We start from the raw sequence: 10,206 nt of genomic DNA on the forward strand, positions 1-10,206 counted from the left end.
CCCAAAATGGGCCCCCTATTTTTTTAGTCGTTGATTAATTTTTTATCTATTGCTTTAAAATATGCTTCCTCAAGAGTGTTGCTTGCTAAAAGGCTCATTCCTCCTGGGCGGCAGGTCTTATCTGGTAGAAGAATAGCAAGTCGAAAAGAGAGCTGTTTTTTTGCATCAGATTCACTTGAATCTAGAAAGCTGCCGTCATTACTTAAGAGTTTGTCAAGGCCTATGGTGAAGTAATGAGAAAGTATCTCAGTGTTAGGATTGTTGGGGACATTTTTTTGCTGGATGATGTTTTCTTTTTGCTTCATATTGCAGTAAAACAATATCTTTGCAAAATCTATGTAGGCTATGAATACTTTCTGATGAGTCTTGTCTTGAAAAAGTTCGTATATTTTTTGGGGAAGATCCTGTTGTAACGCACTGAGTAAGAGCTGTTTTGTTTGGTCTACCTGCTCTCGTGTTAATTGCATCGCAGATGTTTGAGAAAAAAGTATTGCTGTAAAAGCAAGTGTTGTTACGAACCTGGTGAGCATAGAAACTCCTTTTGGGTAAAAATGAAAGATGTTTGTTTTTGGGGTTGTTAGTATGTGTAAAAGAGATATGTTAGTCAATTTTTTGTTACAACAAATTTTAGACTATTACGACTGTACAATGATATGCAAGAGTTCGTGTAGCGATATGACCCCTTGTTCAACTTTTTCAAGTCCGTCGGAAAGTAAAAGTGCTATGTTTTGGTTTTGTATGTAAGCAGTAAGGTGGTTGTGCGATGGGTTGTTCATGATGAGAGTTCGCAGTTCAGGGGATATTGGTAGCAGTTCAAAGATTCCAATTCTGCCAGAATAGCCTCGACCAAAACAGTGGCTACAGCCTTTGGGGAAAAACGTTGCGGTCAAATTTTTGTCATGCTTTTGTAAGAATAGTTGTTCTTCTTTGGAGATTGATTTTTTTTGTTTGCAGAAGGAACAGAGTTTTCTGACGAGTCGCTGAGCAAGTACACACACTAATGATGAAGTAAGTAAAAAGGGCTCAAGGCCCATCTCAAGTAAGCGAGTTATTGCACCAGTAGTGTCATTGGTATGTAACGTGCTGACAACAAGATGTCCGGTTAGTGATGCCTCTATCGCCATTTGCACGGTTGGCTTGTCACGAATCTCACCAATCATGATGATGTCTGGATCCTGACGTAGCATTGCGCGTAGTCCATTTTCAAAGCTGAAACCTGCTCGGGTGTTAACTTGGCTTTGTGTAATACCGGCAAGTTCGTATTCAACGGGGTCTTCCATGGTAATGATATTTTTTTCAGATGTGTTGAGTTTTGAAAGCATGGCATGCAGCGTAGTGCTTTTCCCTGATCCTGTTGGTCCAGTTACGAGTACCAGGCCGTGGGGAAGTGTGAGTAGATTGAGTATGTAATTGTGCATCGACTTGTTTAAACCAAGCTCGTCAAGATTTTTTAAGTGATATGAACGGTCAAGTACCCTGATAACAAGTTTTTCTCCGTGAATTGACGGAAACGTTGAGATTCGCAGATCAATAACATCATTTGCGATCGGAGTACTAAACTCCTGGTTTGATGATAAGCGTACCCTAAATTTGCCATCTTGAGGAAGGCGTTGCTCGGCAATGTCTAAACCTGCAAAAATTTTTATTCGCGAAAGGAGGGCATTTTTTTGCTGGCCAGTGACTATTTGTTGATCATACAAGATACCATCTATGCGGTAACGTATGGTTAGGTGATTTTGGTTGGGTTGAAAATGTACATCAGATGCATTTTGTTCTATGGCGTTGTACAAGATTTCGTCAACAAGGTCAACGGTGGGGTTGTTGACAATGCCGTGCTTAAGTGTTGTTTCTGGTGACGTGATAATATGTACATCGCCTGTGTTACCCGTTGCCATGAAGGATTATTATCCAAGTTTATAACCAAGCAAGAAACCGATACTTGCGGAGCAAAAGAGCAATAGGTTATTTTTGATCCACTCGAAAGCGTTGTTGATCATAGCATTAACATTGTCAGCACTTGTAATGCCCAGGTTGGCCTGGAGCGCTGTCCAGTCGACAGTTAATAAGCCTGAGTATTCCATGCCTTTAATTAAAAAGATTGAAACAATAAGGCAAATAAAGATTGACTTGAAATATTTTTTAAATAAAAAACCTGTGGCAAAACTTAAACCGAAGTAAAATGCTGCTTCTATTGCCTGAGCTGAGGAACCGCCCATATCTTGGGCCCATTGCTTTAGGTCAAAGTCCTGAAAAAAGTTTTTTATCTGATCTATAAATGTTGTTGTTTGATTTGGCGTTGTTTCTGGAGCGGTCATTATCATCACCTTTCTAAAATTATTAACCTTTTTAGTATGCGGCAAAGCGTTTCTTTTGTAATCATAGCACATAAGACTTTAGTGGCGCTAGAGTTTGATGGGCTAAAGATAAAGTGACCAATAAAAAAGGCAGGCGTTAAGCCTGCCTGAGAAAAAAAATCTGATGAGAGTGGCTATTTAGCCCACCATGTCTTTCAATTTTTTGCCGGCTTTAAATTTAGGAACTTTTTTAGCGGCAATTTTCATCTTCTTGCCAGTTGCAGGATTGATACCGGTTCTTTCTTTTCTTTTCATAACGCTGAATGTGCCAAAGCCGGTTAAAACTACTGACTTGCTTTTTTTCAGACTTGCTTCAATAGTTTTGATCATAGATTCGAGCGCATTTTTACAAGCGGTTTTAGGCAATTTGGTGTCTTTTGCCATTTGCTCGATGAGTGAAGCTTTGTTCATTGAACTCCTCCGTATGGATAAAGTTTATACACATATTACACGATACTATTTCCTCGCGCTTTTACAATACACTTAACACAGAATTGTGCATTGGTTGAGTTTTGTCAAGTATCTTTTGTTAAAAAAATGATCACAAGGGGGAAAAGGTAAGGTAACTATGCGTTTAGTTGCATGTGCATGTAACTATAACGTATCTTAAACTAAGGGAGTAAAAGCAGGGGGGGTAATGGGAATCAGATATCGCAGTAAACCAGTTGCGCTGACATGGTTATGTATATCGATAATGTTTTTTTGTGGTGCTTTTTGTGCTGAGCAAAAGGGCGTACCTGTCGTTGAAAAAAGTTATTTTGAAAGTTTACCGACAGAGATTTTAGTTTTGATTTTAGGATATCTTGAGTTGCGTGATATTCTAATTTTTTCTTTGTTGAATAGAAACTGTAGCGCTTTAACGCAGCAAATTTCAGTCGGGTCATTGTTTGATAAGGTTGTGCTTGCGGTTAGTAAAAGTAAGACGCTACCACAAACTTCAAAGCCATATTTTGATGGGTTTTTAAATCGTTTAGCCCAAGATCTTTCGGTTGACATGGTTCAAAGGTTTATGTTTTGTGATGAGTTGAAAAAAAATAACATTTTAACTGATCTTGAACGACAGGCTTTTGTTTCCAATATTGTTAAGCATTTAGAAGAGAGCGAAATAACCCTTGACGGAGTTGTTTGGGGTTGTAGACGGTGTCTCAAGTTGAAATCAATACGGTGTGTGCAGTGGGGCGCTGGCACATTTGCGTATGTTGACAAGCTTCCCTGTTGGTTGGGGGACAAAATTGCACAGTTGGTTAAGGCCCAGATAATGTGCGATATTCAATTGCTCAACAAGGCAGTCAGTGGGCAGCTAGACGAAACAGATCTTAAGAATCTGCTTGTAGCTGGAGCTGATATAAATGCGTGTGATCATGAGGGTAAGACGGCGTTGCATTGGGCTCTTTATAAGGGGCACTACGAGCTTGTGCAAAGTTTGTTAGATCATGGAGCAGATGGGTGTGTGCGTGACGACCAAGGTCGCAGCCCGCTGCATTATGCAGCCGAGAGTGCAAACCTTGCATGTGTTAACAAGCTTCTTGAAAAGAATGTTGTGGTTGATGTAACTGATGTGCGAGCGCAGACACCGCTGCATTATGCTGCTTATTCATCACCACTTAATACGACTACATGGGATGCGCGTGTTGAAATGGTCAAGCTACTGGTAGCCTGTGGTGCTAGTCATACAAACGTTGATTTGACCGGCCGCAATGCTCTTGCGTATGCAATGGGCAATCATCACTTGCGAGCTTACTTAGAATCACTTTGAGAAGAAAATTAGGATACGTGGTGCCGAGGGCCGGACTCGAACCGGCACGGGCTTTAGGCCCGAGGGATTTTAAGTCCCTTGCGTCTACCAATTCCGCCACCCCGGCACACAAGTTTTTTATTTGGAGGCGGCACCCGGAATTGAACCGGGGATCACGGTTTTGCAGACCATTGCCTTACCACTTGGCTATGCCGCCCTAAAAAATCTGAAAAATTATGTCAAACAAGTTCAGGAAGTTTAGCGTCAAGATGTGCTGCTGCCGCTCCTGTGATATGTAGGTCAATAAAACGACCGATTAAATCGTTGCTGCCTAAAAATAATACACGAACGTTTCCTTCAGTTCTAGCCAACAGTTTACCATTCTCGAGGCGTTTTTCAACTAAACATTTAAGTGTTTTGCCGATATTTTTTTCGTTTTGCTCACGGCTGATCTGAATTTGTCGTTTTTGTAGGTCTCTGAGGCGTTGCTCTTTGACTTCATAAGGGCAATCATCAGCCATTTTAGATGCCTTGGTATATTTGCGTGGCGAATAAATAAATGAATAGATGTGGTCAAATCTGACTTTTTCCATCAGATCACGCGTTGCCTGATAGTCTTGCTCTGTTTCGCCTGGAAATCCGACAATAATATCAGTTGTTACGGTTGCATCAGGCATGCGCTCACGTAACCAGCCAACTTTTTCGATAAATAGTTCAATGCTATGGTTACGTTTCATGAGCTCTAAAATTTTGTTTGAGCCTGACTGGACGGGGAAGTGTACGTACCCAGCAAGTTTAGGTCGATGAGCGGCCATAACATCAAACAAATCAACAGTCATATCCCGTGGATGGGGGCTAACGTAGCGTACCCAAAACTCACCTTCAATTTGGGCTATGCGCTCAAGCAGTGTTGGAAATGCCTTGCCACTTTCAGGGTCAACGTATGAATTAACATTTTGGCCAACCAGATTAATTTCCTTTGCGCCATTGGCCACGTCGTGTTCAACTTGCTCAAGTAGCTTACTTGCCGGGTAACTGACCTCTTTGCCGCGGGTGAAGGGTACAATGCAGTAGGTGCAGCGCTTGTCACAGCCGGTCATAATGTTGATAAATGAGCGTTTGAGCTCAGGGGTTAGGGAGCCTACTTTAGCCTCGGTAGAAGTGGGCTTTGCAAGTTTGGTACGCTTGAGCATGCCAAATGGTGCTAGTAGTGGCTTCTTGAGCGTTGTGTTGAGTGCTGCCTTTTTTCGAATATCTCGATCTTGACCACCAAAATTCATTTCTTTGTTTGGATTTTGTTCGTACAGTTGCTTGGTGGTTTCCAGCTGAACGACCAGGTCAACCAGGTACTTTTGTATCGTTTCCAGCTCTTCGCGAGCACCGGCTACAAAGGTAACTAGGTCAAATCGTTTGTACAGCTCATTCTTTTTATAGCTTGCCACACAACCAATAATACCAACCTTGAGATACGGTTTTTCAGCCTTGTGGTCTCGTAGTGCACCAATATATGAATACAGCTTTTGTTCAGCTTTGTCGCGAATTGCACAGGTATTGACCAAGAGTAGATCTGCTTCTCCCTCTGTTGCCACTTCCTGGCAGTCCATTTGGGTTAAAAACTTTGCAATCCCCTGGGAGTCGGCAACGTTAGCTTGACAGCCATAGGTTTTAATAAAAAAGGTAATCATAATTGGTCTCCTACGCCTTGTAAATACCATGTGAGGCTAACAGAAAAGCCGTCTGCTTTTTATTGTCGTTTCAGTTGGGCAAATTTCTGTGTTAATGCCCGTTTATAGGCTAAAATAGTCCACAAACCAACTGTTTTGTCAATTTCAACAGTATAAATGAGGCTTTTCCCCCTGGCAAGGGCCTGAAGGGCCAAAATTTGTAAAAAGGTTGGGGGTAGCCGAATATTATTGTAAAAATGGTCAAAATGGCTACTGGAACGTATGTTTCAAGTCTTTTTGCCATCGGTTGCAATTATTTTAAAATAATTTACAATAGAAATAATAATGGAGATTTGGGGGTGCGTCGGGATTGGCTTGGTGCACCCAGTCCAAGTTACAAATGGAGGTTATCATGAACAAGCGTTACTTTGGTTCGATTTTATTAGGCTTTGTGCTAGGCCTTACTTTTTGCCCAGGTGTTCAAGCAATGAACCCGACTGTTAGTGGCCTGCGTGGTGCAATGGTTGGTTTGAGTAAAGAGAGTAATAAATCCTTAAAAAAGCCTTCTCAGACGAATTCGAGCGAGATAGTGGTTCCTCGCAAAGAAGTAGTCAGTGTCTCCAAGCAAAAGAGTTCAGTGGGGAAAGAGCAAACGGCAGATAAAGCTCTAATGGTCAGGCCTGCGGGTGTTGAAACGCCTTCAAAATACTTTATCAAACAGTTTGGCCAGTGCACTCAAACTGGTGGCCTTATGCTTTTAGCTAATAGGCATAAAGGTTTGCAAAAAAGTATTGACGAAAAGTTTGTAAGGCTTAAACCAGGGGTTGAAAGTAAGCTTGTAGAGCAGATTAGTGATATGGCCTCTGCAGAAAAAAAATATGCCTGTGCGGGCGCTTCGGCAACAGATAGCCACGTTGTACTGTACCACCGTCAGCCTGGGTTGGTCAGTTTTATGCACGACGTATTTTATGTTTTGGGTGGCAAGCAAGCTGCTAAAAAACTTCCTCTTCGTGTGGGAATGAGTCAGCAGTTTGATGAGGCAAAAACAATCAAAGAGCTGGATAAAAAAGAAAATCTGAGAAAAATCAATGATTACGAATTGAGTGACATTTTGGTTTCTGCAAATCCGGCACTTTTTTCAAATATAAAACGAGAAGGTGAGTCATCATTTTTGCAGTTTATCGATGATGAAAGACCATTTATTGGCTATGCATATCAGGGTGATTTTAATGCTTTGATCAAGGGAGCGTGTAAGCAGCTTAATCTACAGATTGACGCCACTGCTGTGAAAGAAGCAGAGATGATTTACAAAAAATACTATAAAGACAGAAATTCTCTTTTGCAGATTTTTATCCCGAAAGATAGAGTTAAAGATTACTGTTATCTTGCGCAAGCTTACGGCAAAAAGCGATATGTTCAGAATAACTCTGCTCAGAATGGTTCTGAGTGTTATGCCAGCATTGATGATTTTTTTAAATTTTTGAAAGGTGAACAGGATAAGCTTGGTGCTTGGATAGACAAAACAGTGAGTGGTGCCAAACGTATTCGTAATGTTGTCAATACTCAGCTCAGAATTTATCCACATCCAGACTATTTCTTGAGTGATAACAATGATTTGAAATGGTGCCGCGCTGATTACTTGCTTGATGAACAAGCGTGTGATGAACGCTACCATGCTTTGTCTGGTTGGGCGGCTGGTTTTGTTCAGAGTCAAATGCTAGAGGCATAAATCTTGTGGTCGATTTATGTGCATTGATAGAAAAGTGAAATAGAAAAACGAAGTCTTAGAGCAGTACATTGGGGTGGTCCTGACCGTATCTGGCCTAAGCGATAAATGGAGGATTTATCATGAATACATGTCGTCGTGTAACTCAATTGGGTATGATTGTTCTTACGTGTGCTGTGTTTGGAAGCAATGTTCAGGCAATGGGTATGCCTCGCGTAGGTCTACCGAAGAAAGCGCCAAGTGCACCAGTTGTTAGAATGAATTATTCACCTTCTTTGTATACCCCAAAAGCAATATCATTTTTAAAGCCGATGCAACCAAGTAGGTTATTCTCATTATTTACCGGATTGAAAAAGTTGTCTCCTATTCAAGGCTTAAATAGCAAGCAGCTTGGAGCTACTTGGCAGCAACGTCCAATGTCATTTTTTGGTAAATTTTGGGGAAATGCTGCAAGGATGATTAAAAGGGTAGAGGCTCCTTCTCAAAAGCAAGAAGATTTTTTAAATCAAGCAATAAAGGCATTATCGCTTGATAACGCTCCTCAACTTCAGGGCTCTGATAAGTTATTTAAAGATAAGCTACAATTTACATTTTTGACCTCGATTAAGCTTGGTAACGTTGATTATGTTAAGGGGTGTATTGAAGCCGGTGCTGATGTTAACCGTCAGATTGGTGGTGAGTACTCTCCGTTGCACTTAGCGATAAAAGAGGCTCCTTCACTGATATTTACAAATGAAGATAGACGCAGAGGTGACAGACTTGTCGAGATTATTGATGTTTTGCTTGACAGTGGCGCTAATATCGAAAGTCATGGTGAATATAAGCAGACTCCGCTATTTTATGCTGCACAGCGTAACAAAAATAGTGTTGTTAAAAAGTTACTTGACCGGGGTGCTCGTGCTCACACAATGGATAAATTTGGAGATTCTGCTCTTCGTGCGGCTATTGGTAGCGGTGAGGAAGCAGAAGAAACTGTAGAGCTTCTTTTAGCTCATGGAGCACGGGAGAGCATTAACAAAAACTCAGACAAGTATAGCGTAATGAAGCAAGCTATGAGCTCTGGTAGTGCAAAAACTGTAAAACTACTACATGACTACGCAACAGAAGAGCAGCGTCGCGAGTTTTACACGATATAACGATAACGGCATTGCCTAAGATAAAATGGAGGATATATCATGAACAGACGTTTTCGATTCATAAAAATTATGCTGTGCATTTTTACATGTGCAGTGTTAGGGAAAAATGCACAGGCAATGCTTAAACCCAAGAGGTTTAGTATGCCGTCAAATACGCATTCTCAAAGAATAAAGTTGCAAGTCCCTAAAATAGGGGCGTCGAAGATTGTAAAAATGGGTGTTCCAACATCACAGTCATGGTTGCAGTCATTGAAACGACCGTTTTCTGGGACGTTGTTTCAACAGCCCAAACCTGTTCCTGTACAGGTGGCTAAGAAAGATTTGCCTAAGCTTGTAACTTTCGTGCAAAAAAGTGGTTTTGCAACAAACCCTAGTAATAAGGGCCCTATATCAGATTCTCCATGGTACAAGAAGGCTTTTGCTCGATTTAAATTTAATCTTAGCCTTTGTAGGCAAGGTACTAATTTAAAGTTTGTTACCGGAAAGAACGTTGGAAATTATTTGCAAAAAAACAGAGTTAGTGGTTTAAGTGATAAAGATTATGGGTTACTGCTTTTTACTGGCGTAAATACAAGTGGTAGTTTGCTACATGAGGCGGTTCGCTCTGATAGGGAAAGTGTGGTTAAAATGTTACTCGAGTATGGTGAAAGTGTTAATACAAAAGATGATTGTGGTAGAACTCCTTTGTTTTACGCACAGAGTAAAGGCGTTGTAAAAGCATTATTCGAGTATGGAGCAGAGGTTGATGTTCGAGATAATCATGGCGACACCCCATTATGGTGGGCGCTTCAGTGTGGTAGTTTAGAGCATGTTAAGGCACTGCTTGAGTGTGGAGCAAATGCTAACGATCGAGATGATGATGACGCCACTCCATTACATTCTTTGTTGAGAACTTCTGGTGGACTATGCGAAAGATCAGATGATGAGAAGATACTAATTATTAAGGCACTACTTGAGCATGGGGCAAATATTAATGCTCAAGATAAGTACGGCTGCACCCCATTGCATGCTGGGATTTGTGCTTTTAATAGGTCACGTTTTGTTAAGTACTTACTTGAACATGGAGCAGGTGTTAATGTTCGAGATAAGAAGGGCCGTACCCCATTAGATAGAGCATTTGAGATAGCAGATGATAGAGAAGTTGATTTTCCGCAAGACACCATATTCATTCAAGAGGATAAAAAGGTTATCGACATATTGCTTCAATACGGAGGAGTTCAATATGGGGCACGAAGCGGAGCAAGGTCAAACCAAAGAGCGGCACATTCAAGACATGCAAGAGATACGAGTGATGCCCTCGTTGAATTAGGCTTTGAGCGTGGAGACAGCCCAACTCATGCGCAGGTAAAAAGAGCGTACAGGAAACTTGCATTAGAGCATCATCCAGATGCACGTGGTGATGCTAATAAATTTAAGAAAATTCAAGCAGCATACGATAGTCTTAAAGACGACTATCAGGAGCCTATCTAAGGATTAATGCCTGGACAAAAAAATGGAGGATATATCATGAACAGACGTTTTCGATTCATAAAAATTATGCTGTGCATTTTTACATGTGCAGTGTTAGGGAAAAATGCACAGGCAATGCTTA

9 protein-coding genes and 2 tRNA genes are annotated in these 10,206 nt (G+C 41.1%); 4 read left to right on the plus strand and 7 right to left on the minus strand.

Annotated elements, in window-relative coordinates; genetic code table 11:
- Positions 1 to 23: 23 nt before the first annotated feature.
- From H6679_03030 to H6679_03045, 4 genes are all read right to left on the minus strand, one after another.
- A complete protein-coding gene (locus H6679_03030; protein MCB9493223.1) occupies positions 24 to 530 on the minus strand; it encodes a hypothetical protein in 507 nt (168 codons plus the stop codon).
- 105 nt (positions 531 to 635) lie between these two features.
- Positions 636 to 1,895 carry a type II/IV secretion system protein gene (locus H6679_03035; GenBank protein MCB9493224.1) on the minus strand — a complete coding sequence of 420 codons (1,260 nt, stop codon included), beginning with the start codon at positions 1,893 to 1,895 and terminating at the stop codon, positions 636 to 638.
- Positions 1,896 to 1,904: 9 nt separating this feature from the next.
- Positions 1,905 to 2,315, minus strand: a complete 411-nt coding sequence (locus H6679_03040; protein ID MCB9493225.1) for an FUN14 domain-containing protein — start codon at positions 2,313 to 2,315, stop codon at positions 1,905 to 1,907.
- 177 nt (positions 2,316 to 2,492) lie between these two features.
- Positions 2,493 to 2,765 (minus strand): HU family DNA-binding protein, encoded by a 273-nt coding sequence (locus tag H6679_03045; protein MCB9493226.1) that lies wholly within the window; start codon positions 2,763 to 2,765, stop codon positions 2,493 to 2,495.
- A gap of 226 nt (positions 2,766 to 2,991) precedes the next feature.
- Here H6679_03045 and H6679_03050 point away from each other — a divergent pair, with 226 nt between their 5' ends.
- Positions 2,992 to 4,110, plus strand: a complete 1,119-nt coding sequence (locus tag H6679_03050) for an ankyrin repeat domain-containing protein (GenBank protein MCB9493227.1) — start codon at positions 2,992 to 2,994, stop codon at positions 4,108 to 4,110.
- A gap of 18 nt (positions 4,111 to 4,128) precedes the next feature.
- Here H6679_03050 and H6679_03055 read toward each other — a convergent pair.
- The 3 genes from H6679_03055 to H6679_03065 form a co-directional block, all read right to left on the minus strand.
- Positions 4,129 to 4,216, minus strand: a tRNA-Leu gene (locus H6679_03055).
- A gap of 16 nt (positions 4,217 to 4,232) precedes the next feature.
- Positions 4,233 to 4,306: transfer RNA gene (locus H6679_03060), tRNA-Cys, on the minus strand.
- Between the two features lie 22 nt (positions 4,307 to 4,328).
- Complete coding sequence (locus H6679_03065; GenBank protein MCB9493228.1) at positions 4,329 to 5,774, minus strand: MiaB/RimO family radical SAM methylthiotransferase; 1,446 nt, start codon at positions 5,772 to 5,774, stop codon at positions 4,329 to 4,331.
- A gap of 391 nt (positions 5,775 to 6,165) precedes the next feature.
- On the opposite strand from H6679_03065, the gene H6679_03070 reads away from it, so the two are divergent.
- From H6679_03070 to H6679_03080, 3 genes are all read left to right on the plus strand, one after another.
- Positions 6,166 to 7,482, plus strand: a complete 1,317-nt coding sequence (locus tag H6679_03070; protein ID MCB9493229.1) for a hypothetical protein — start codon at positions 6,166 to 6,168, stop codon at positions 7,480 to 7,482.
- A gap of 119 nt (positions 7,483 to 7,601) precedes the next feature.
- Complete coding sequence (locus H6679_03075; protein MCB9493230.1) at positions 7,602 to 8,615, plus strand: ankyrin repeat domain-containing protein; 1,014 nt, start codon at positions 7,602 to 7,604, stop codon at positions 8,613 to 8,615.
- Between the two features lie 39 nt (positions 8,616 to 8,654).
- Entirely contained in the window at positions 8,655 to 10,085 is a 1,431-nt protein-coding gene (locus H6679_03080; GenBank protein ID MCB9493231.1) for an ankyrin repeat domain-containing protein, read from the plus strand.
- Positions 10,086 to 10,206: the final 121 nt, after the last annotated feature.

This window comes from Campylobacterota bacterium (assembly GCA_020633995.1).
Taxonomy (GTDB): Bacteria; Babelota; Babeliae; order Babelales; family RVW-14; genus JACKCO01.